The 23,473-nt window shown below is 68.5% G+C and carries 13 protein-coding genes; 8 read left to right on the forward strand and 5 right to left on the reverse strand.

The genetic code is table 11. The features are described from left to right. Positions 1-324: 324 nt before the first annotated feature. On the reverse strand, positions 325-900 hold the full coding sequence (locus LOKHON_RS00850) for a L,D-transpeptidase (RefSeq protein WP_017929947.1): 576 nt from the start codon (positions 898-900) through the stop codon (positions 325-327). 376 nt (positions 901-1,276) lie between these two features. Between LOKHON_RS00850 and LOKHON_RS00855 the strand changes: the two genes are divergently transcribed. The 4 genes from LOKHON_RS00855 to malQ all read left to right on the forward strand — a co-directional run bounded on the left by LOKHON_RS00855 (position 1,277) and on the right by malQ (position 10,679). Further along, positions 1,277-3,247 (forward strand): alpha-1,4-glucan--maltose-1-phosphate maltosyltransferase, encoded by a 1,971-nt coding sequence (locus LOKHON_RS00855; RefSeq protein WP_026147648.1) that lies wholly within the window; start codon positions 1,277-1,279, stop codon positions 3,245-3,247. Then, positions 3,247-6,531 (forward strand): maltose alpha-D-glucosyltransferase, encoded by a 3,285-nt coding sequence (gene treS / locus LOKHON_RS00860; RefSeq protein ID WP_017929949.1) that lies wholly within the window; start codon positions 3,247-3,249, stop codon positions 6,529-6,531. The genes LOKHON_RS00855 and treS overlap by 1 nt, the downstream gene beginning before the upstream one ends. Beyond that, a complete protein-coding gene (gene glgB, locus LOKHON_RS00865) occupies positions 6,528-8,750 on the forward strand; it encodes a 1,4-alpha-glucan branching protein GlgB (protein ID WP_017929950.1) in 2,223 nt (740 codons plus the stop codon). The genes treS and glgB overlap by 4 nt, the downstream gene beginning before the upstream one ends. A gap of 294 nt (positions 8,751-9,044) precedes the next feature. Further along, positions 9,045-10,679 carry a 4-alpha-glucanotransferase gene (gene malQ, locus LOKHON_RS00870; RefSeq protein ID WP_245631412.1) on the forward strand — a complete coding sequence of 545 codons (1,635 nt, stop codon included), beginning with the start codon at positions 9,045-9,047 and terminating at the stop codon, positions 10,677-10,679. Between the two features lie 25 nt (positions 10,680-10,704). On the opposite strand, the gene LOKHON_RS00875 is transcribed toward malQ, so the two are convergent. Further along, on the reverse strand, positions 10,705-11,673 hold the full coding sequence (locus LOKHON_RS00875; RefSeq protein WP_017929952.1) for a DMT family transporter: 969 nt from the start codon (positions 11,671-11,673) through the stop codon (positions 10,705-10,707). Between the two features lie 238 nt (positions 11,674-11,911). After that, entirely contained in the window at positions 11,912-17,065 is a 5,154-nt protein-coding gene (locus LOKHON_RS00880; protein ID WP_017929953.1) for a DUF4011 domain-containing protein, read from the reverse strand. Positions 17,066-17,251: 186 nt separating this feature from the next. Between LOKHON_RS00880 and LOKHON_RS00885 the strand changes: the two genes are divergently transcribed. Further along, positions 17,252-18,337, forward strand: a complete 1,086-nt coding sequence (locus LOKHON_RS00885) for a TRAP transporter substrate-binding protein (protein ID WP_017929954.1) — start codon at positions 17,252-17,254, stop codon at positions 18,335-18,337. Positions 18,338-18,415: 78 nt separating this feature from the next. Here LOKHON_RS00885 and LOKHON_RS00890 read toward each other — a convergent pair whose 3' ends face one another. Both LOKHON_RS00890 and LOKHON_RS00895 read right to left on the reverse strand, forming a co-directional pair. Continuing rightward, a complete protein-coding gene (locus LOKHON_RS00890) occupies positions 18,416-19,801 on the reverse strand; it encodes a TRAP transporter large permease (RefSeq protein ID WP_026147642.1) in 1,386 nt (461 codons plus the stop codon). Between the two features lies 1 nt (position 19,802). Beyond that, positions 19,803-20,375: a TRAP transporter small permease subunit gene (locus LOKHON_RS00895; protein WP_017929956.1), complete on the reverse strand. Its 573-nt coding sequence runs from the start codon at positions 20,373-20,375 to the stop codon at positions 19,803-19,805. A 310-nt stretch (positions 20,376-20,685) separates the two neighbouring features. Between LOKHON_RS00895 and LOKHON_RS00900 the strand changes: the two genes are divergently transcribed. The 3 genes from LOKHON_RS00900 to LOKHON_RS00910 are packed head-to-tail and all read left to right on the forward strand — an operon-like array spanning position 20,686 to position 23,420. Then, positions 20,686-21,435 (forward strand): ABC transporter ATP-binding protein, encoded by a 750-nt coding sequence (locus LOKHON_RS00900; RefSeq protein ID WP_017929957.1) that lies wholly within the window; start codon positions 20,686-20,688, stop codon positions 21,433-21,435. Further along, on the forward strand, positions 21,428-22,171 hold the full coding sequence (locus LOKHON_RS00905) for an ABC transporter ATP-binding protein (protein WP_026147643.1): 744 nt from the start codon (positions 21,428-21,430) through the stop codon (positions 22,169-22,171). Before LOKHON_RS00900 ends, LOKHON_RS00905 begins: the two co-directional genes overlap by 8 nt. A gap of 46 nt (positions 22,172-22,217) precedes the next feature. After that, on the forward strand, positions 22,218-23,420 hold the full coding sequence (locus LOKHON_RS00910) for an ABC transporter substrate-binding protein (protein ID WP_026147644.1): 1,203 nt from the start codon (positions 22,218-22,220) through the stop codon (positions 23,418-23,420). Positions 23,421-23,473: the final 53 nt, after the last annotated feature.

Genomic DNA, 23,473 nt, shown 5'->3' on the forward strand with positions numbered 1-23,473 from the left:
CCCCTACCGGCGCGACATACAGACGTTGATCCATCGAAATGAACCGAAGCCGCCCGCATATCTCTTCAGATATCTGCGATGTCAAAGAGCGTGAAGAAAACCAAACCAGAGCGCCACTCAATGGCGCCCCGCCCCGCTTCCTTCGGAATGTCGTTCCCGCCGGTGCATCTCTGCGCCGCCGGTGAGGGGCCTTCTACCCATGGGGGCCGCAGGGCGCAAGAGGTTTTTTCGCCCGAAGGCGATTTTTCTTCACCCGGCCCCTTCCCGCCCTTGCAAGACCGCCCCGACCGGAGGGTCGGGGCGGTCAAAACAAGCGTCGCGCCGTCAGGTGAACCTCGGGTAGAGGAAGACCTTCGTCTCCAGCGGTACCTTGGGGTAGAGGTCGATGATGTGATCGTTGACCAGTCGGGCACAGCCGTTCGACACGGCCGTGCCGATGGTGCGCGGCGCGTTGGTGCCATGGATGCGCAGATAGGTGTCGCGCGGGCCGTCGAACAGGTAGAGCGCGCGGGCGCCGAGCGGGTTGTCGGGGCCGCCCTCCATGCCGTCTTCCCATTTCTTGTATTTCTCGGGCTCGCGCTCGATCATGTCGGGGGTCGGCGTCCAGCTCGGCCATTCCTTCTTGGCGCCCATGCGGAACACCCCGGTCTCGTAAAGCCCCTTGCGCCCGATCCCGACCGAGTAGCGCATCGCCTTGCCCTCGGGCAGCGTCCAGTAGAGCGCGAAGCGGTTCGGGTCGACGTGGATCTCGCCCGGGTTCATGGTCGCGGGGATGTTCACCATGCGCGGCAGGTATTTTTCGGGCAGATCCGGCCCGGCGCCCTCGTCCTGCGCCGCGGCGCGGCTGCCCAGAATGCCAAGCGCCGTCCCCGCCGCGAGAAAATAACGTCTGTCGATCATATCCAATGCCTCCGTCGGCAAAATCAACGGGACGGGAGGAGGTTCCCGCGATTTCGCCAGATTTCGAAACGCGTGGCGCCGCCCGGCGCCAGCCTTGGGCATGATCTGGCACGCGGGAGCGTTTGTTGACAACCGCGGCACCATCAATCCCGCGTCAGCACGGCCTGACGGCCCGCTCCCGCCCCTTTCTCCCTTCATGCGGGCCCATGCGCGGCGCGCCACCTTGCGGGCGGAACTCCGGGACGCGCCGGAACCGCCGGGGACCGGCGCGGTTGACCAAAGGGACACCAACCAGGCGGAGGGACCTTGGTTCATGCATGACAACGATTTGCGCCCGCACGAGCCGGGCCGCACCGAAGGCGACAGCAGGCGCGAAATGCAGGCCCTGGCGCGTGCGCGCATCTGCATCGAAAACCTCGACCCCGAGATCGATGGCGGCCGTTTCGCGGCCAAGGCCGTGGCGGGACGCCCCTTCAAGCTGCGGGCCGATATCTTCGGCGAAGGACATGACAGCATCCGCGCCGCGCTTTTGTGGTGGCGCCAGGGGTCTGACGACATGCACGAGACCCCGATGGCCTTCGTCGAGAACGACCGCTGGGAGGGCAGTTTCACGCCGCCCGAAAACGCGCTCTACCGCTATACGCTGATCGCGTGGCGCGACGATTTTCTTGGCTGGCGCAAGGACACCACCAAGAAAATCGCCGCCGGGCTGAACGTCGATCTCGAAGCCGAGATGGGCCACCGGCTCATCGCCAATTCGCGCGACCATGCCCCCGAGGGCGAGGGGCGCGCCGCACTCGAAAGCCTCGTGCATGCCACCAATCACGGCAGCACCGAAGAGCGCATGGACATTCTTCTGAGCGAGGACACGCTCGCCGAGATGACCCGCTCGGGGCGGCGCTACGGCCTGACGCGGCTCGACCGCGATCTCGCGGTCTTCGCCGACCGCGACGTGGCCGCGTTCTCGGCCTGGTACGAGCTGTTTCCCCGCTCCGCCGCGCCGGGCACCCGGCACGGCACCTTCCGGGACGTGATCGACCGGCTGCCCTATGTGCGGGATCTGGGCTTCGACGTGCTCTACTTCACCCCGATCCACCCGATCGGGCGCACCAACCGCAAGGGGCGCAACAACACGCTGACACCCGGCCCCGACGACGTGGGCTCGCCCTATGCCATCGGATCGGAGGACGGCGGCCACAGCGACATCCACCCCGAGCTGGGCACGATCGAGGATTTCGACGCGCTGGTCGCGGCGGCGCGCGAACAGGGGCTTGAGATCGCGCTCGACATCGCGCTCAACGCCTCGCCGGATCATCCGTGGATCAAGCAGCATCCCGACTGGTTCGAATGGCGGCCCGACGGCTCCATCGCCTATGCCGAGAACCCGCCCAAGAAATACGAGGACATCGTCAATTTCCGCTACTATCTCGAGGATGGCAGCCCCAACGCCCCTTATTGGGAAGCGGTGCGCGACATGTTCCTCTACTGGGCCGATCATGGCGTGCTGTGTTTTCGGGTCGACAACCCGCACACCAAGCCGTTCCCCTTCTGGGAATGGATCATCGACGAGGTACGCGCCCGCCATCCCGGCGCGGTGTTCCTGTCCGAGGCCTTCACCCGGCCCAAGGTGATGAAGCGGCTCGCCAAGCTGGGCTACAACCAGTCCTACAGCTACTTCACGTGGCGCAACACCAAGGAAGAGCTGACCGAGTACCTGACCGAGCTGACGACCGAGGAGTGCCGCCACTACATGCGGCCGAACTTCTTCGTCAACACGCCCGACATCAACCCGTATTTCCTGCAGACATCGGGCCGCGCCGGGCACCGGATCCGGCTCGCGCTCGCGGCGACGCTGGCGGGCAATTACGGCGTCTACAGCGGTTTCGAGATCTGCGACGCGCGGCCCCTGCCCGGCAAGGAAGAGTATCTCGACAGCGAGAAATACGAGATCCGCGACTGGAATTTCGACCGCGACGGCCACATCAAGGACGACATCCGGCTGTTGAACGGCATCCGCCGGCGCCACGCCGCGATGCGCGATTTCACCAATCTCGAATTCTTCGACGCGCATGACGACGCGGTGCTCTGCTATGGCCGCTTCGACAAGGACACCGGCAGCTACCTGCTGTTCCACGTGCTGCTCGATCCGCATGCGGGGCGCGATTTCTCGTTCGATCTGCCGCTGTGGCGCTTCGGCCTGCCCGACGAGGCCTCGATCGAGGTGCAGGACGCGATCCACGGCAACCATTTCACCTGGCACGGCAAGGAGCATCGGCTGACGCTCGACCCCGAGGACCGGCCCTACGCGATCTGGCGGCTGATCCCGCCGGGAGGAGCAAGAGACTGATGCAGGACCACAGCATGCCCACCGACGCACAGGACGCCCCGATCGATAACAATCAGCGCGACTGGTACAAGGACGCGGTCATCTACCAGCTCCACGTCAAGGCCTATCAGGACAGCAATGGCGACGGCATCGGCGATTTCGCCGGGCTGATGAGCCGGCTCGACCATGTGCAGGAGCTGGGCGCCACCGCCGTCTGGCTGCTGCCCTTCTACCCGTCGCCCTTGCGCGACGATGGCTACGACATCCAGGAATACACCGAGATCAACCCGCAATACGGCAACATGGACGAGTTCCGCGGTTTCGTCGAAGAGGCCCATCGCCGTGGCCTGCGGGTGATCACCGAGCTGGTGATCAACCACACCTCGGACCAGCACGAATGGTTCCAGCGCGCCCGCCACGCCCCCAAGGGCAGCCCCGAGCGCGATTTCTACGTCTGGTCCGACGATCCGGCCAAGTGGATGGACAAGACGCGGGTAATCTTCAACGACACCCATGACAGCAACTGGACATGGGACCCGGTCGCCGAGCAGTTCTACTGGCACCGCTTCTTCGACCACCAGCCCGACCTGAACTTCGACAACCCCGAGGTTCTCAAGGAGGTGCTGCGGGTCATGCATTTCTGGCTCGACATGGGGGTCGACGGGCTCCGGCTCGACGCGATCCCCTATCTCGTCGAGCGTGACGGCACCAACAACGAGAACCTGCCCGAGACGCATGACGTCCTCAAGGCGATCCGCGCCGATCTCGACGCGCATTACCCCGACAAGATGCTCTTGGCCGAGGCCAACCAATGGCCCGAGGACACGCGGCCCTATTTCGGCGATGGCGACGAGTGCCACATGGGATTCCACTTCCCGCTGATGCCGCGCATGTACATGGCGGTGGCCCAGGAAGACCGGCACCCGATCACCGACATCATCCGCCAGACGCCCGACATCCCCGAGGATTGCCAATGGGCGATCTTTTTGCGCAACCATGACGAGCTGACGCTCGAGATGGTGACCGACAAGGAGCGCGATTACCTCTGGGACACCTATGCGAGCGACAAGCGCGCGCGGATCAATATGGGCATCCGCCGCCGGCTCGCGCCGCTCATGCAGAACGACCGGCGCAAGATCGAGCTTCTCAATTCGCTGCTGATGTCGATGCCCGGCACGCCGATCCTCTATTACGGCGACGAGATCGGCATGGGCGACAACATCTACTTGGGCGACCGCGACGGCGTGCGCACGCCGATGCAATGGTCGCCCGACCGCAACGCGGGGTTCTCCCGCGCCGATCCGCAGCAGCTCTATCTGCCGACGATCCAGGATTCGATCTACGGCTTTCAGGCGCTCAATGTCGAAAGCCAGTCCAAGGACCCGTCCTCGCAGCTGAACTGGATGCGCCGCATGGTGCAGGTGCGCTCGAACCACAGCGTGTTCGGGCGCGGCGAGATGAAGCTTTTGTACCCGTCGAACCGCCGCGTGCTCGCCTATATCCGCGAGCACGAGGGCGAGGCGGTGCTTTGCGTCGCCAACCTGGGCCGCGCCGCGCAGGCGGTGGAGATCGACCTGTCGGGCTATCAGGGTCGGGTGCCGATCGAGCTTACGGGGCATTCGGCCTTTCCGCCGGTGGGCGCGCTGCCCTATCTGATCACCCTGCCCTCCTACGGCTTCTACTGGTTCCTGCTCGCGGACGAGGACCAGGCCCCGTCCTGGCACCAGCCGCCGCAGCAGATCCTGCCGGAATTCGTGACGCTGACCACCCGCGACGGGCGCGTCTCCTCGGCGATCTCGGGGCGCGACGGGCGGCTTCTGGGCACCGACGTGCTGCCGAAATTCCTGCCGCTGCAACGCTGGTTCGCGGCCAAGGACGCGCGCATCTCCCGCGTCGGCATCGCGCCGCTGGCCGAGATCGGCGGCAATGGCGCGCTGGGGCTGATCGATGTCGAGGTCGGCGGCGAGACGCAGCATTACCTGCTGCCGCTGGCCGCCGTCTGGGGCGAGGACAGCGTGTCCTTCGGCTCCTCGACGCTGGGCTACACCATGGCCAAGCTGCGCAAGGGGCCGCGCGTCGGCGGGCTGATCGACGGCACGGTGGACGAAACCCTGATGGGCGAGCTGTTCGCGGCGCTGCGCGACGGCCATGAGACCGACACGCCGCGCGGCAGGCTCGTCTTCGCGCCCAGCGCCGCGATGGCCGAGATCGAGGCGCCGGGCGAGCCGCGCCTTCTCAACGTCGAGCAGTCCAACGCCACCGTCGCCTTCGGCGACAAGGCCGTGCTCAAGATCTATCGCCGCCTGCGCGAGGGCCTCCAGCCCGATATCGAGGTGGCGCGCTTCCTGACGGACGTGGCGGGTTTCGACGGCACCCCCGCCTATCTGGGCGAGATCGCGCTGCGCCCCGAGGAAGGCGAGACCACGTCGCTCGGCGCCGCCTTTGCCTATGTCGCCAACCAGGGCGACGCCTGGGGGGCCGTGACCAACGCGCTCGACCGCTACCTGCAGGACAAGGCGACCGGCAACGAGGACCAAAGCCCGCCCTACCTGCCGGTGCTGGGCATCGCGGGCACGCTGGGCCGGCGCACCGCGCAGATGCACCGCGCGCTGGCGCATCCGACCGACGATCCGGCCTTTGCCGCCGAACCGCTGGACGGGCCGCATCTTGCCGCGCTGTGCGACGAGGTCCGGGCCGAAACCGTGGCGATGCTCGACCGGCTCAAGGGCCTGGCCGACCTGCCCGAGCGGGCGGCACAGCATGCCGAGCAGATCCTCGCACGGCGCGACAGGCTGATCGCGCGGATCGACGCGGTGTCGCGGATGACCCCTTCGGGGCAGCTGACCCGGCTGCATGGCGATTATCACCTCGGGCAGGTGCTGATGGCGCAGAACGACGTCATGATCATCGATTTCGAGGGCGAGCCGCGCCGCACGCTGGCCGAGCGCCGCGCCAAGGGCCACGCGCTGCGCGACGTGGCGGGCATGCTGCGATCGCTCGACTACGCGGCCTATTCGGCGCTGCGCTGGGCCGAGAACTCCGGCACCGACGGCGCCGAGGCCGAAACGCTGATCCGCGAATGGCGCAAGGAGGCCATGCGCGATTTCATGACCGAGTACCACGCGGTCATCGCCGACAGCCCCGCCCATCCTGACGACGAGAGCTTTGCCGCCGCGCTGCTGGATCTCTTCGTGATCCAGAAAGCGGTCTACGAGGTGGGCTACGAGCTTGCCAGCCGCCCGGCTTGGGTGGACATTCCGCTGAGCGGCCTGCTCGACCTGATCGACGAAGAGGATACCCAATGACGACCAACGCGAGCGACACCCAGCCCGCATCCGCCCCCGACCCCTCCCGGATCGAAGCGATCATCCGGGGCCGCATGGGCGACCCGTTCGAGATCCTCGGCCCGCATAAATCCGAGGGCGGCGTAATGGGGCTCACCGTCTTTGCCCCCGACGCCGCCGAGGTGACGGTGCTCACCCCCGAGGGAAGCGACGTCGCGCCGCTTGCCCGGATCAACGCCGAGGGCGTGTTCTGGGGCGAAATGCCCGAAGGCTTCGATTACGGCACGCCCTACCGGCTGCGGATGCGCGCGGGCAGCCATTCGTGGGAGCGCGACGATCCGTACCGCTTCACCCCTGTGCTGGGCGAGATGGACGAATACCTCGTCGCCGAGGGCCGCCACGAGGAGATCTGGAAACGGCTCGGCGCGCATCCCGTGACCCATGAGGGCGTCGAGGGCGTCTCTTTCGCGGTCTGGGCCCCCAATGCCCGCCGCGTCAGCGTGGTCGGCCAGTTCAACGCGTGGGACGGGCGCCGCCACCCGCTGCGCCGCCGCTTCGGCGCGGGGCTGTGGGAATTGTTCGTCCCCGGCCTCGCGGTGGGCGATCTCTACAAGTTCGAGATCGTCGGCGCGCATGGCGACCTGCAACCGCTGAAAGCCGACCCGATGTCGTTCCGGCAGGAGCAGCCCCCCTCCACCGGGTCGATCGTGCACGGCATGCACCGGCATGACTGGCAGGACGGCGACTGGATGGAGAGCCGCTCCAAGGGCACGCTGCACGACAAGCCGGTCTCGATCTACGAGGTGCATCTCGGGAGCTGGCGCCGCGGGGCCGAGGGCGAGGTGCTCGATTACGACACGATCGGCGAATTGCTGGTCGACTACCTGCGCGACATGAACTTCACCCATGTCGAATTCATGCCGGTCTCCGAGCACCCCTTCACCGGCTCGTGGGGCTACCAGCCGGTGGGTCTCTTCGCGCCGACCTCGCGCTATGGCACGCCCGAACAATTCGCCTCCATGGTCGACCGGCTGCATCAGGCGGGGATCGGCGTCATCGTCGACTGGGTGCCCGCGCATTTCCCGTCGGACGCGCATGGCCTCGCCAATTTCGACGGCACGGCGCTTTACGAACACGCCGATCCGCGGCAGGGCTTCCATCAGGACTGGAACACGCTGATCTACAATTTCGGGCGCAACGAGGTGGCGAACTTCCTGCGCTGCTCGGGTACCTTCTGGCTCGACAAGTACCACATCGACGCGCTGCGCGTGGATGCGGTCGCCTCGATGCTCTATCTCGACTATTCGCGCAACGAGGGCGAATGGATCCCCAACCAGTATGGCGGGCGCGAGAATCTCGACGCGATCGAGTTCCTGAAGGGCACCAATGCGCAGGTCGTGGCGCGCACGCCGGGTGCGGCCACCATCGCCGAGGAAAGCACCGCCTTTCCGGGCGTCAGCCGCCCCGTCGATCAGGGGGGCCTCGGCTTCGACTTCAAGTGGAACATGGGCTGGATGCATGACAGCCTCAGCTACATCCAGAACGATCCCGTCTACCGCAAGTACAACCACCACCAGATGACCTTCTCGATCCACTACGCGTGGTCCGAGAATTTCGTCCTGCCGATCAGCCATGACGAGGTGGTGCACGGCAAGGGGTCGCTTTTGAACAAGATGCCGGGCGACCGCTGGCAGAAATTCGCGAATTTGCGCGCTTACCTGGGCTTCATGTGGACCCATCCGGGCAAGAAGCTTCTGTTCATGGGCTGCGAGTTCGGGCAGGAGCGCGAGTGGAACCACGACGTCTCGCTCGACTGGCACCTGCTCGACGACGACAAGCACAAGGGCGCGCAGAACCTCGTGCGCGATCTCAACCGGATCTACCGCGACGAGAAGGCGCTGCACGCGCTCGACTGCGACCCGGCGGGCTTCGAATGGGTCGATGGCGGCGATGACGAACGCTCGATCTTCGCCTTTCTGCGCCGCGCCGACAGCGGCACGCGCCCGGCGCTTGTCATCTCCAACATGACGCCGGTTGTGCGCGAGGATTACCGCATCGGCCTGCCCGAAGGCGGCGACTGGACCGAGCTTCTGAACACCGATGCCGAAATCTATGGCGGCTCGGGCGTCGGCAATGGCGGCAGGATCGCCTGCCGTCAGGAGGAATGCCACGGGCGTTCGGTCTCGCTGTCGCTGACGCTGCCGCCGCTGGCGACCGTCATCCTCGTTCCCGACCGCTAGGACCGCAAAGGCCGGAGCCGGGGCTGCCAAGACCGGCGGCCCACGGCCAACTTGTCACGGCGGGCCGGGGGTTTACCGGCCCTGCCGTCCCCCTCTTTCCCCACGGAGTCCGCATGACCGACCTTGCCGATCTGTGCCATCATCACGGGATCACCACCGAATACGACGATCCCGACGGCGGCACCCGCCCGGTGCCCGAGGCGACGCTGCGGCTGATCCTGCGCAAGATCGGCGTCGATCCCGACGCCGCCGCCAGCGGTCCCGCCGCGCCGCAGGAGATGACCGTGCCCGAGGATGGCGTCTGCCACCTGCCCGGCTGGCTCGACCGCGCGCGCCGGCTGGGGGCTGTTCTGCCAGCTCTACGAGCTGCGCTCGGCGCGCAATCACGGCATCGGCGATTTCCGCGACCTGGCCGAGATGGCGCGCATCGCCGGGCGCGCGGGCGCGGATTTTCTCGGGGTGAACCCGCTGCACGCGCTGTTCTGGGGCGACCCGTCCAAGCGCAGCCCGTTTTCCCCCTCGACCCGGAGCTTTCTCAACCCGGTCTATATCGCGCTGGATGACCTGCCCGGCCATGACGCCGCCGACATTGATGGCGCCGCACTTCGGGCGGGCGATCTGGTCGATTACGACGCGGTGTTTCCCGCCAAGCTGGCGGCGCTGCGCGCGGCCCATGCGCGCCAACCCTTCGACGATGACGAAGACGCCTTCGAACGCTTCGTCGAAAAAGGCGGCCAGCCGCTCCATCGCCACGCGCTGTTCGAGGCGCTCTCGCTCGACATGGCGGGCAAGGGGCACGGCGTCGGCTGGGGCGGCTGGCCGGAGGATCTTCGGGATGTCGAAAGCAAGGCGGTCGCGGATTTCGCGACGTCGCAGGCGGAAGACATCCGCTTTCATCTCTGGCTGCAATGGCAGGCCGCGCGCCAGCTCGACGCCGCCATGGCCTGCGCGAAAAAGGCGGGCATGCGGATCGGGCTCTACCTCGACCTCGCGGTCGGCGAGGCGCCCGACGGCTCGGCGAGCTGGGGCGGCGGCGAGGTGCAGATGACCGGGTTGTCGGTCGGCGCACCGCCCGATGTCTTTGCCTCCGAGGGCCAGAACTGGGGGCTTTCGGCGTTTTCGCCGGGGGGCCTGCGCAAGCACGATTTTGCCCCCTTCCGCGACATGATCGCGGCCCAGCTGGCCCATGCGGGCGCGCTCAGGATCGACCACGCGATGGCGCTGTGGCAGCTGTTCCTGATCCCCGAGGGCGAAAGCGCCAGCGCCGGGGCGCATCTGCGCTACCCGTTTGCAGAGCTTTTGCGCGTGCTCGCGCATGAGAGCCGCGAAAAGGAGGCGGTGGTGATCGGCGAGGATCTCGGCTTCGTGCCGCCGGGGTTCCGCGAGGCGATGCAGGCGGCCAACATCCTGTCCTACTCGATCCTTTACTTCGAAAAGGACGGCGCGCGCTTCAAGACGCCGCAGGAATACCGGCCCACGGCGCTGGCGTGTCTTTCGACCCATGACCTGCCGGTGCTGGAACGCTGGTGGGCGGGCGAGGATATCGAGCTGCGCCGCGAGCTCGGCCTCGTGAACGATGCCGACAGCGATGCCCATGCGCGCGAGCGGGCGCGCGAACGCCGCGCGCTGCTCGACGCGATGCGCAGATCCGGCGCGCTCAGGGGCCGCCTGCCGCGCCGGCGCGAAATGCCGCGCGAGGTGCTGGTCGCCGCCCACCGATACCTCGCGCGGACGCGCGCGGCGCTGGTGGGGGTGCGGCTGGCCGACATGGTCGGGCCGAAATCGCCCACCAACATGCCCGGCACCGTCGACAGCTATCCCAACTGGCGGCCGCGCGCGCCGCTCGATCTCGACGACATCGCCACCCATCCCGATTTCCGGGCCGTGACCGCGATGATGCGCCGCGAGCGGCCCCGCGACCCCGGCTGAGCGGGATGACTGAGCGGGCGGGGCCTCAGCCCTGCGAGGCGAGGTCTTCCCCGCCCTGCGCGCCCTGCCCCGCGACGCGTTCGCGGTGCACCACATAGGCGCCCGAGCCGAGAATGATCGCGGTGCCGAGCATCGTCGGCGCGTCGGGCAACTCGTTGAAGACGAAATAGCCCAGGATCACCGCGCCGACGATTTCGAGATACTGGAACGGCGCCAGAAGCCCCGCCTCGGAGCGGCGGAACGCCTCGGCGATGAGCAGGAACGTCCCCGCCGACAGCAGCCCGGCCAGCGGCAGCACGCCCCAGACCCACCCCGGCGCCGACAGCGCCGCAAACCCCGGCCCGCCCATGAGCCGCACCGCTCCGAATACCAGCAGCGCGATCGCGCCGGCATAGAGCGTGGCGCCGGTCTGGATCGTCAGCGCCGAGCGGGTGCCCGACACGCCACGCAGGATCACCGCGTTGAGCGCATAGCCCGTGGCCGCCGCCAGCGGCAGCAGCGCCGCCGGGGTGAAACCGTCGAAACCCGGCCGGATCACCACCAGCGCGCCGAGAAACCCGACGCCCACGGCGGCATAACGGCGTGGGCCGACCTTTTCGCCCAAGAGCGGCGCCGCCAGCACCACGAGGATCAGCGGCTCCACGAAGAAGATCGCGATCGCCGTGGCGATCGGCATCACCGCGAAGGCCCCCACGAGACCGGTCATCGTGACGACTGAGCACAGCCCCGACAGCACCAGCACCGGCGAGAACATCGGCCCGCGCAGGCGGTGGCGCAGCAGCATTGCCAGCCCGGCGAGGATCGCCCCCTGAAAGCCGAAGCGCCACAGCACCACCTCGCCGGGCGGCATCGCCTGCGTCAGAAGCTTGGCCAGCGTGTCGCCGACCGGCAGCAGCGCCATGGCGATCGCCATCATGAGGATGCCCGTCCCGGCGGCGCCTTGCGCGGCGCGGCGCGGCGGGGCCACGGGGCTCTTGGTGCGGGGGCGGATCATGGAGGCGTCTCCCAACATGCGCGACCCACCTGCGAGGGGCGCGGCTGTCCGGGCGTCCGGGACGGAAATGAAACATGGCCGGGGGTTCTGACGACGCCATCGCCCACCCCGTGACCGGCCATGTCCAAGGGCTAGAGGAGGCATGACACCGGGTCAAGCGGCGCCATCGGCCCCGGCATGTCCCGGACCCCGGCGCGCGCCCGGCCCCGGCGCGCCCCGGCCTCGATGCCGCCACTCCTCAGCTCTGCGGCGCGGGCAGCGACAGCCGTTTCGGCCCCGTGGCCCGTTGCCGCGCGCGATCCTCGGCCAGCGCCGCGCGCAGCCGGTCGTCGAGCCGGTCGGCCACATGGGCGGGCGCGCGGAACCAGTCGGTCGACCAGACCCGCTCGATCCGCCAGCCCAGCCCTTCGAGCACCGCCTGCCGCACCCGGTCGCGATCGCGCGCGGTGGCCGCCGAATGATAGGTCGCCCCGTCGCATTCGACGCCGGCGAGATAGGCCCCGCCCCGGTCGGGATGCACCACGGCAAGGTCGATCCGGTAGCCCGACACGCCGATCTGGGTGCGCACCTCCCATCCCTTGGCCTCGAGGCTGCGCGCCACCGCCTCCTCGAACGGGTTCTCCGCCGGGCCGAGGCTGCCGGTGTCGCGCGCGGGCAGCGCTACCGCGCCGCGATCGGCATAATCGAGAAACGCCTTGAGATCGGCCACGCCGCGGGCGCGGCTGCGGCCCAGATCGATATCCTCCGCCCCCAGCGAGGCAAAGACATGCAGCTCGCGCCGCGCCCGCGTGATCGCGACGTTGAGCCGCCGCTCGCCGCCCTCGGCGTTGAGCGCGCCGAAATTCATGCTGAGCTTGCCCGCGAGATCCGGCCCGAAGGTGACCGAGAACAGCATCACGTCGCGCTCGTCGCCCTGGATGTTCTCGAGGTTCTTGACGATCACCGGCTCGTCACGCGCCTCGTCGAAGAACCATTCCAGATCGGGCGCGTCGCGCCGCATCGCGTCGAGCTGGTCGAGGATCAGCGCCTGCTGGTCGCCGTTGAATGTGATGACACCGATGCTGTGCCGCACGGCTTCGGGTCGGGCCAGCTCGGCCACGAGCCTGTCGCGGATCATCGCGGTGACGGCGCGCGCCTCCTCGATATTGGTGCGCCCGCGGCCCCGGCCATAGCGCCCGTCGACGCGGTGCAGCGCGATCGCCTCCCCGCCGGTTCCCGGCGAGGGAAAGGTGACGAGACCGCCATCGTAATAGAAATGGTTCGAAAACGCGATCAGCGCCTCGTCGCGCGAACGGTAATGCCAGTCGAGGCGGCGCACCGGCACGCCAGAGGCCGCCACCTCGTCGAGGATCGACGGCATGTCGCGCAGCGCGAAGGCGCCCTCTTCCTCGTCGTCCTCCTCTTCTTCGGCGCGGCCGAAGAAATTGGTCGGCGGCAGCTGCCTGGGGTCGCCCACCACGATCGCCTGACGCCCGCGCGCGATGGCGCCGATGGCGTCCCATGTGGTGATCTGGCTCGCCTCGTCGAAGATCACCACGTCGAAGGCGGGCTGGCCCGCGGGCAGGTACTGCGCCACCGACAAGGGCGACATCAGCACGCAGGGCGCCAGCTGCGGGAGGCTGTCGGGCATCTGGCCCAGAAGCTGGCGGATCGGCATGGAGGGCCGCTTGAGCCCGAGCTGGTGGCGCAACAGCCCCAGCTCCGAGGCGCGCGGCACCGCGTCGCGCGCGGGCAGCCCCCCGCCGATCCGGCGCAGCGCCTCGCCCGGCGCCAGCGCGGCGGCGCGGTCGTCGAGCATGCGGAACCGGGCGACGAGATCGTCCTGCGCCCAATGCGCGAAATCGCGCAACAGCGGCTCGGCATCCATCGCGCGCGGCAGCCACCACGCGGCATAGGCCGCCTCGAAGGCGGCGCGGGCGGGCCGGTCGAGCCGTCCCTCTTCGATCGCCTCCACCAACGGCGCGAGCCCCGCCGCTTCGGCCCGCGCGCGCAGATCCATCCAGCGGGTCCAGTCGGCCAGCCGCGCCGCCTGTTCGGCCAGCGCGTCGAGCGCGCGCGCCAGCTCCGCCGGGGCCATTGTGTCGGGCACCCGACCGCCGAGATGTTCGAACGCCGCCCGCGCCGCCGCGACCTCCGCCTCGGATCGTTCAAGCGCCGCGAGCGCCGCGCGCAGCGGCCCGTCGCCGGGCCGGGTCAGCTCAGCCCGCAGCGCGCCGAGCCGGGGCGCCTGCGCGCCCTCCCCGGCGAGCCCGGACAGGGCGGTCTCGACCGCGCGCCGCGCTGTGACGAGATCCGCGATCCGGTCCTCGGCCAGATGCGACAGCGGCGAGGCCTCCAGTGCTGCGCGCGCCCGCCCGAGCCGGTGCAGCGCGTCGAGATCGGCGTCGGGATCGACGGTGCCGGCGCGGGCGTGGCTTTGCAGCACGGCGCGCACCCGGCGCCGCGCCAGCGCCGAGAGCGGCCAGACCCCGCCCTGCGCCGCGCGCCAGTCGGCGTCGAGCGCGGCGATGTCGAGCCGGGTGTCGATATCGGGCGGGTAGTCCGCGGCGAGCCGGGCGCGCGCCGCCGCCATCGCCGCATGGGCCGCGCCTTGCGCCTCGGCGGCGCGCTCCAGCTCGGCCAGAGGCAGGTCCGGCAGCTGCGACAGGTCGGGCGCGTCGGGCCCCGCCAGCGCCGCGAGCCGCGCGAAAAGGTCGCGCCGCGCCGCCATGCGCGCCGCCTCGGGGGCGAGGCCGACCCGGTCGCACAGCACCCCGAGGCACCGTCCCTGCCCGCGCGCCGCCCCGCCCAGCGCCGCGGCCGCGTCGAGGAACTTCTGCTGCCAGTCGAACGACCATTCGGCGCCGTGCAGCAATTCGGTCGGCGCATCGCCCCCGGCCACCTGTGCCAGCCGCTCCAGATCGCCCGCCAGATCGCGCAGCCGCGCATAGCTCGTCGCGTCATGCGCCTCCGGCCCCGCGAACGAAAGCCGCAGCGGCGGCGCGCCATCCGCGACGCGGCCGATCGCCTCGAACACCGAGAACCCCTGCCGCCCCTTGCGATGCAACGCCGCGACATAGGCGTTGAGCCGGTCGCGGGTGATACGCAGATCCTCGGTCACCTCGACCCAGTCATCCGCATCTCCCGCCGCCGCCCGGTCCCAGCCGCGACCGAGCTGGGCCAGCACGGATTTGCGGTCGGTCTTGCTCGAATGCAGCTCAAGGCAGGCATCACCCAGGCCATGCGCGGCAAGGCGGCGATGCACCACGTCGAGTGCGGCGGCCTTTTCGGCCACGAACAGCACGGTGCGCCCCTGCGCCATGACCTGCGCGATGATGTTGGCGATGGTCTGGCTCTTGCCGGTGCCCGGCGGGCCGATCAGCACGAAATCGCGCCCCTGCGCCGCCGCCGCCACGGCGGCGAGCTGGCTGCTGTCGGCGGGCAGCGGCGTCACCAGATCGGCGGGCGCGAGCGCGGCGTCGAGATCATGCGGCGCGATCTGCGGCAAATCGGGCTGGGCAAACGCCTCTTGCGGCCCGTCGAGCAGATGCCGCACCAGCGGGCTGTCGCGCAGCGCGGCCTCGCGCGCGACGAGATCCTCCCACATCAGGAACTTGGCAAAGGAAAAGGTCGAGAGCGACAGCTCCTCGATCACCTCGAAGCCCGGCATGTCGCGCACCGCGAGGCGCACCAGATCGAAGATCCGCGCAAGGTCGATACCGCTGTCGTCGCGCGGCAGATCGCCATCGAGACCGGGCACCGTCAGCGCGAAGTCGCGGCGCAGGAATTCGAGCAACGTGGCGTTGATGCGCACCTCGTCCTCCAGATGGCCGAGCCGGAACGCGGATTTGGCCGAGCGCCGCTCCAGCCGCGCCGGGATCAGCAGAAGCGGCGCGCGATAGGCCCGCTCCTCGCCCTCGCGGCGCCAGCGCAGGAACCCGGCGGCAAGGAACAGCGTGTTGGTGCCGCCCTCCTGCATGTCGCTCTTCGCGCGGCGGTGCAGCGCCACGAGGCGGGCGTTGAGTTCCGCCGCGGTGAGCGGCGAAGCCAGCCGCCCGCGCTCCTGCGCCCGGCCCGCGCGGTCGGCGATCTCGTCGGGCGACAGGCTTTCGGCCTCGTCCATCGGCTCGGGGATCGCGGTCGCCCCGCCCGCCAGCCGATCCTCGAACGCGGCCATGTCGGTGCACAGAAACGGCACCGCGCCGCGCCCGTCGCGAAAGTTCAGGAGCCGGTTGCGCAGGCTCAGGTCCAGAAGCTTGCGCTGCCAGCGTTCGATGCGCCCCTCCGGGGTGGCGGGGTCGTCCTCGACCTCCTCCACCGGCAGATCCTGCGGGCCGGGTCCCGCCGGGAGCGGCGGTGTCACCGCTCCGCCCGGCGCGGAGGCCGGGTCGAGGCCGGTGGCCCCCAGCGGCGCGATGCCCGCCGCCCGCGCCGCCGCCACGTCGATCGCGGCGATGAAGCCCGTCTCCTGCGCCTCGGCGCCCAGATCGCGCCCCGCCGCCCGCGCCGCCTCGAAGCCCGCGCCACGGCCAAGCGCTTCGGGGTCGAGCACCAGAAGCTCGCGCGCGGCGATCGCCTTGCGCAGCGCCACCGCGTCGGGCTCCACCACCCGGCCCAGATCGCGCGGGGTGAGCCAGACGCCGCACCAGACCCGGCCCCGGGCAAAGGCGATGACCGGGTTCAGGCCCAGCGCCTCGGCCCCCGCCGCCAGGAGCACCGCCGCCTCCAGCGGGGTCGCCAGCCGCTCGCTGCGGATCCGGCCCGGCTGGCGCAGGCTCTGGCCCTGCACGGCCACGTCGCCGCCCGCCATGGCGCCGCGCAGCCCCCAGCCCGCGGCCGCCGACCACAGCGCCGCCACCTGCATCCAGACCCGCCCCGGATCGTTCGCGCGGTAGCCGTCGGGCGCGCCCCGCCCGGCCTCGGACAAAAGTGCTGTCGCCGCCTCGGCCAGCCCCGCCGTCACGGCGGCGTCGGGCTGCACGAAGGCGGGCAGAAGATGCGCCATTTCGCCCAATCCCCCCCAGGCGTCGCGCGGCAAAAGCGTCGCGGTCCGTTCGGCGCGGGCCAGCACGCGCCCCCCCTGCCGCAGCTCCAGCCGCAGCGTGGCGGGCGTGGCGGTCTCCAGCGTGGCGAGCGGCGCGGGGTCGAGCGCGACGGCAAGATCGGTGATCGCGACCCGCTCGCCCGGCGTGATCCGGTCGAGCCGCCATTGCCGGGGCCGCAGCACCGCCGGGTCGGACCAGACATGCAGCTCGGCGCCCTCGACCGGCACCTCGCCCTCATGCACCAGCTCCAGCGACCGGATCACCGCCGCGCGCGCCTGCGCGCTGGCGAAACCGAGCCGCGCCGCCGTGTCGACCGCGATGGAGATGCGCGGCGCGAGCACCGGCAATTGGGGGTCTTGGTTCGTCATCCGTTCTCTCCTGCGGCTGGCCGGACATGAATCCATTTGCCCTTTGCCGTCAACAGCCTCGCCCGGCTCCGGCAAGCCGCCGCCGACGCGAAAGGCTGGACAAGCCCCCCGCGCATGGATTTATCTCGCCTCTGGGCCCGCTGCCCGGGAGGGGCGCGGGACATGAGAGACAACAGGGAGAGACGCGTGGATCGTCGTTCGTTCATCACCAAGGCCGGTCTCGGCGCAGGCGCGGCCGCACTGGCCGCCCCCGCCGTGGCGCAGGGCAACATCACCTGGCGCATGGTCACCACCTGGCCCAAGAACTTCCCCGGTCTCGGCGTCGGCGCGCAGCGCCTGGCCGACCGGATCACCGCCGCCTCGGGCGGGCGTCTGACGATCCAGGTCTATTCCGCCGGTGAACTCGTGCCGCCGCTGCAATCGCTCGACGCGGTGATCGACGGCACCGCCGAGATGTCGCATTCGGCCGCCTATTACTGGCAGAACAAATCCTCGGCGCTGAACTTCTTCACCGGCGTGCCCTACGGCATGACCTCGGGCGAGCTGGCGGGCTGGATGCGCCACATGGGCGGCCAGGAGCTGTGGGACGAGGTCTATGACCAGTTCGGCGTGAAGGGCTTCCTATCGGGCAACACCGGCACGCAGGCGGGCGGCTGGTTCCGCGACGAGATCACCTCGCTCGACGACCTGCAGGGCCTGCGCTTCCGCACGCCGGGCCTCGGTGGCCGGGTCTGGGAGAAGATGGGCGTCACCGCGACCAACATGGCCGCGGGCGAGATCTTCCAGGCGCTGCAGTCGGGCGCGCTCGACGCGGCCGAGTTCGTCGGCCCCTACAACGACCTCGCGCTGGGCTTCCACCAGGTCGCCAAGAACTACTATTTCCCCTCCTTCGTGGAGCCGGGGCTCGCGACCGAGCTGGTGGTCGACAAGGCCAAGTATTCCGAGCTGCCCGAGGATCTGCAGGCGATCATCCGCGACGTGTCGCAGGCCGAGTACGATCAGGTCGCCTCGGACTTCGCCGCCAACGACCCGCGCGCGCTCAAGACGCTGGTCGACGAGCATGGCGTCAACGTGCAGCAGTTCCCCGAAGAGGTGCTCAAGGCCGCGGCGGATGCCGCCAAGGAGGTGCTGGGCGAGCTGCGCGACGGCGGCGACGACCTGACCAAGCGCACCACCGAGAGCTTCATCTCCTCGCTCAAGCTCTTGCGCACCAAGGGCGAGACGGCGGATGCCAACTTCATCCGCGCGCGCCAGCAGTATTTCGACATGTAAGCGCAAGCCGCTTTGCAAAGAGAAAGCCCGGATCGAAGGATCCGGGCTTTTTCGTTCTGTCTCGCCGGGTTCGGACGGTCAGAGCACCGTCGGCAGCCAGGTCACGATGCCGGGGAACGCGAACAGGATCGCGATGCCGATCATCTGCAGCACCACGAAGGGGATGATGCCGCGATAGATCGCCGATGTCGGCAGCGAGCTTGGCGCCACGCCGCGCAGGTAGAACAGCGCGAAGCCGAAGGGCGGCGTCAGGAACGAGGTCTGCAGGTTCATCCCCACCAGCACGCCGAGCCAGATCGGATCGACATCGAGTGCCAAGAGGATCGGCGCGGTGATCGGGATCACGATGAAGATGATCTCAAAGGTGTCGAGGATGAAGCCCAGCACGAACATGATCGCCATGACGACGATGACGGCCGCCACCGTGCCGCCCGGCAGGTTGGTCAGGAACTCGTGCACGAGGTTGTCGCCGCCCATCAGGCGGAACACGATCGAGAAGACCGAGGCGCCGAACAGGATGATGAACACCATCGAGGTGATCGTCGCCGTGGCCACCACCGTCTCGTGCAGCACCTTGAACGACAGCCGCCAGCGCAGCGCCGCGAGGATGATCGCGCCGACCGCGCCCACGGAGGCCGCTTCGGTCGGGGTCGCGACGCCGCCCAGGATCGAGCCCAGCACCGCCATGATCAGCAAAAGCGGCGGCAGCAGCGCCACCACCACCTCGCGCCACAGCCCGCGCTTTTCGGCCTCGGGCACCGGCGTGGCGGGGCAGCTGTCGGGATCGGTGATCGCCTTGAACACGATCCAGAGCGAATAGAGCACCACCAGCATCACGCCCGGCAGCAGCGCGCCCGCGAAGAGATCGCCGACCGACACCGGGGTGGGCGCGAAATTGCCCTTTTCCATCTGCACCTGTGAATTGATGCCAGACAGCATGTCGCCCATGAAGATCAGCACCGTCGAGGGCGGGATGATCTGGCCCAGCGTGCCGGACGAACAGATCACGCCGGTGGCGAGCTTGGGGTCGTAGCCCGCGCGCAGCATCGCGGGCAGCGAGATGAGACCCATGGTGACGACCGTGGCGCCGACCACGCCGGTGGAGGCCGCGAGCATGGCGCCGACGATCACCACCGACAGCCCCAGCCCCCCGCGCAGATTGCCGAACAGCTTCGACATGGTGAGCAAAAGCTGCTCGGCGATGCGCGAGCGTTCCAGCATCACCCCCATGAAGATGAACAGCGGCACCGCGACCAGCACCTCGCTCGACATGAAGCCGATGTAGCGGCCCGGCAGGCTGCCGAAATTCGACGGGTCGAACACGCCGATCGCCCAGCCCGCGAGCCCGAACAGAAGCGACACGCCCGCCAGCGTGAAGGCGACCGGGAAGCCCATCATCAAAAAACCGATGATGCCGAAGAACATGAGACCCGACAGGATCTCTCCGATGAGTACTAGGTCCATGTTATTCGGCGGCCTCGGTCAGATGGTCGGGTTGGAGCGTGTAGCGCAGCCGCTCGGGCAACAGCCCGTCGCGCCCGGCCAGCGTCAGGATCGAGCGGCCCGCCATGGCGAGGCCCTGAAGACCGACGAGCAGCGCGAAGGCGATGATGAAGCTTTTCAGGATGAACAGCCCCGGCAGGCCGCCGATGTTGGCCGAGGCCTCGTAATAGCCCCAGGAACGCTGCACGAAGGGCATCGCGTAGAGCCAGACCACCACGCAGAAGGGCATGAGGAACAGCACCACGCCGATCAGGTCGACCAGCGCCTTTCTCGGGATCGAGGCGGGGCGGTAGAAGATGTCGACCCGCACATGGTCGTCGCGCAAAAGCGCAAAGCCCGCCACGGCGGTGAACATCGCGCCGTTGAGCCAGATATAGAGATCCTGCATCCAGACATGGCTGATGGCGAAGACGTAGCGCTGCACCACGACGGTGAAGCAGACCACGACGATCCCCAGCGCGAGCCAGGAAAAGACGTGGCCGATGATCCGGTTCAAGGCCGATATGGCGGTGACCACCGCCGCGAGAGCGCGCATTTCTCCCCCCTCCCGGGTAAATTCGTGTCGCGCTGTCATGGCATTCGGGGCCGCGTCTCGCAACGCTTCGATGCGGCGCGGCGCCGGAAAACTGCCCTGCATGATGGCATTTTCGCAAGGTTTTCTGCACGACAGCGAAATTTTGCGGCGCTGGCGGAGCCCGAGCCCTGCCACATGGTTGACACACGCTCCGGCTGCTGCCTAGCTTCGTTGAAATCCGCCCGGGGAGTAACGGAGGCGGAACGCAAAATGGGAGGAAGGCAGTGATGCAGATCACGTTTGCCGGTCCGCGTTCGCGGGGCGGTTGGTGATGGACGCCGTTCTGAAGGCCGAAGGGCTCACCAAGGAATTCAAGGGCTTCGTCGCCGTCAACAAGGTCGACCTCACGGTCGAGCGCGGATCGATCCACGCGCTGATCGGCCCCAACGGCGCGGGCAAGACCACCTGCTTCAACCTGTTGACCAAGTTCCTGCAACCGACCCGCGGCACCATCACCTATGACGGGCGCGACATCACCAGGATGGCGCCCGCCGACATCGCCCGGCTCGGCATGGTGCGCAGTTTCCAGATCTCGGCGGTGTTTCCCGATCTCAGCGTGTTGCAGAACGTGCGCGTGGCGCTGCAGCGCAAGCGCGGCGACAGCTATGATTTCTGGCGCTCGGAGCGCGGGCTGACCCAGTTCGACGACGAGGCGCGCGCGCATATCGACGCGGTCGGCCTGTCGGAGTTCACCGACACCCGCGCGGGCGAGCTGTCCTATGGCCGCAAGCGGGCGCTGGAGATCGCGACGACGCTGGCGCTCGATCCGGCGATGCTGCTGCTCGACGAACCGATGGCCGGGATGGGCCAGGAGGACGTGGAACGCACCTCGGCGCTGATCAAGCGCATCGCCGCGAACCGCACCATCCTCATGGTCGAACACAACCTGAAGGTCGTCGCGGATCTGTCTGACAAGATTACGGTTCTTGCCCGTGGCGAGATCCTCGCCGAAGGCGATTACGACACCGTGTCGAAATCCCCCGACGTGATCGACGCCTATATCGGAGCCGGACATGACTGATGCCGCCACGATGAGCCAGCGCCCCGCCGCCACCGGCGAGGCGCTTTTGAAGATCGAAAATCTGCAAGGCTGGTACGGCGAAAGCCACGTGCTGCACGGCATCGACTTCGAGGTGCGCGAGGGCGAGGTCGTCACGCTTCTGGGCCGCAACGGCGCGGGCAAGACCTCGACGCTTCTGGCAATCATGGGGATCCTGTCCAAGCGCAGCGGCTCGGTGACGATGCGGGGCACCGAGATGATCGGGCTGGAGCCGCGCCACATCGCCAAGCGCGGCATCGCGCTGTGCCCCGAGGAGCGCGGCATCTTCTCCTCGCTCAATGTCGAGGAAAACCTGATGCTGCCGCCCAAGATCGCCGAAGGCGGCCTGTCGGTCGAGCGGATCTACGAGCTGTTCCCGAACCTGCTGGAGCGCAAGCGCAGCCAGGGCACCAAGCTGTCGGGCGGCGAGCAGCAGATGCTCGCCATCGCCCGCATCCTGCGCACCGGGGCCAAGCTGTTGCTGCTCGACGAGCCGACCGAGGGTCTCGCCCCCGTCATCGTCCAGCAGATCGGCGCGACGATCCGGCAATTGAAGCAGGAGGGCTTCACCATCGTGCTGGTCGAACAGAATTTCCGCTTCGCGGCCTCGGTCGCGGACCGGCACTACGTCGTCGATCAGGGCCGGGTGGTGGACATGATCCCCAACGCCGAACTCGACGCCAACATCGACAAGCTTCACGCCTATCTGGGCGTCTGAAGACTTCAAAAGGCGCATCAAAAGCGCCGTCCAATGGGAGGAAAACATGAAGAAAACGGTACTTGGTGCGCTGACTGTCGCATCCTTTGGCCTGCCCGCCATGGCCCAAGACAGCATCGACGTCACGCTCGGCGTGCTCAATGACCGCTCCGGCGTCTATGCCGACCTGTCGGGCGAAGGCTCGGTGGTCGCGGCGCGCATGGCGGTCGCGGATTTCGGCGCCGCCGACAAGAGCATGAATGTCGAGGTGATCTCGGCCGACCACCAGAACAAGCCCGACATCGCGTCGAACATCGCGCGCCAGTGGTACGATCAGGACGGCGTCGACGCGATCCTCGACGTGCCGACCTCCTCGACCGCGCTCGCCGTGGCCGACATCACCGCGCAGGCCAACAAGATCCTGATCGACAGCGGCGCGGGCTCCACCGCGCTCACCGGCGAGCAGTGCCAGCCGACCACGATCCACTGGACCTACGACACCGCCGCCCTCGCCAAGGGCACCGGCGGCGCCGTGACCGAGCGCGGCGACGCCAAGTGGTTCTTCCTGACCGCCGACTACGCCTTCGGCCATTCGCTCGAGGAAGAGACGATGAAGATCGTCGAGAACTCGGGCGGCGAAGTGGTCGGCTCGGTGCGCCACCCCTTCCCGGCGACCGACTTCTCGTCCTTCCTGCTGCAGGCGCAGGCTTCGGGCGCCGACGTGATCGGTCTTGCCAATGCGGGCGGCGACACGGTCAACGCCATCAAGCAGGCCGCCGAGTTCGGCGTGACCCAGTCGGGCCAGGCGCTCGCCGCCCTGCTGATGTTCATCACCGACGTCCACGCGCTCGGCGCCGAGACCGCCCAAGGCCTCGTGCTGACCGAGGCCTTCTACTGGGATCACGACGACGACACCCGCGCCTGGTCGGCCCGGTTCGAGGAGCAGTTCGGCTCCAAGCCCACCATGGTCCATGCCGGGGTCTACTCGGGCACCATGCATTACCTACGCGCCGTCGAGGCCACCGGTTCGACCGATGGCGACGTGGTGGCCGAATGGATGAAGGCCAACAGCTTCGACGACCCGCTCTTCGGCGAAGGCTATGTGCGCAAGGATGGCCGGGTGATCCACGACATGCATCTCTACGAGGTGAAGTCGCCCGATGAATCCACCGGCGAGTGGGATCTCTACAACCACGTCTCGACCATCTCCGGCGAGGACGCGTTCCTGCCGATGGAAGGTTCGGGCTGCGCCTTTGCCAACGAAGGCTGACGGCTGACCGGGCGCGCCGCGCAAGGCGCGCCCACCCCCGCCCTTCGGGGCCA

Source organism: Limimaricola hongkongensis DSM 17492 (assembly GCF_000600975.2).
Lineage (GTDB): Bacteria > Pseudomonadota > Alphaproteobacteria > Rhodobacterales > Rhodobacteraceae > Limimaricola > Limimaricola hongkongensis.

Coding starts and splice junctions, on each gene's coding strand:
- LOKHON_RS00850 (WP_017929947.1), bottom strand. CDS start 900: ATGATCGACAGACGTTATTTTCTCGCGGCGGGGACGGCGCTTGGCATT.
- LOKHON_RS00855 (WP_026147648.1), top strand. CDS start 1,277: ATGCAGGCCCTGGCGCGTGCGCGCATCTGCATCGAAAACCTCGACCCC.
- treS (WP_017929949.1), top strand. CDS start 3,247: ATGCAGGACCACAGCATGCCCACCGACGCACAGGACGCCCCGATCGAT.
- glgB (WP_017929950.1), top strand. CDS start 6,528: ATGACGACCAACGCGAGCGACACCCAGCCCGCATCCGCCCCCGACCCC.
- malQ (WP_245631412.1), top strand. CDS start 9,045: ATGGCGTCTGCCACCTGCCCGGCTGGCTCGACCGCGCGCGCCGGCTGG.
- LOKHON_RS00875 (WP_017929952.1), bottom strand. CDS start 11,673: ATGATCCGCCCCCGCACCAAGAGCCCCGTGGCCCCGCCGCGCCGCGCC.
- LOKHON_RS00880 (WP_017929953.1), bottom strand. CDS start 17,065: ATGACGAACCAAGACCCCCAATTGCCGGTGCTCGCGCCGCGCATCTCC.
- LOKHON_RS00890 (WP_026147642.1), bottom strand. CDS start 19,801: ATGGACCTAGTACTCATCGGAGAGATCCTGTCGGGTCTCATGTTCTTC.
- LOKHON_RS00895 (WP_017929956.1), bottom strand. CDS start 20,375: ATGCGCGCTCTCGCGGCGGTGGTCACCGCCATATCGGCCTTGAACCGG.
- LOKHON_RS00900 (WP_017929957.1), top strand. CDS start 20,686: ATGGACGCCGTTCTGAAGGCCGAAGGGCTCACCAAGGAATTCAAGGGC.
- LOKHON_RS00905 (WP_026147643.1), top strand. CDS start 21,428: ATGACTGATGCCGCCACGATGAGCCAGCGCCCCGCCGCCACCGGCGAG.
- LOKHON_RS00910 (WP_026147644.1), top strand. CDS start 22,218: ATGAAGAAAACGGTACTTGGTGCGCTGACTGTCGCATCCTTTGGCCTG.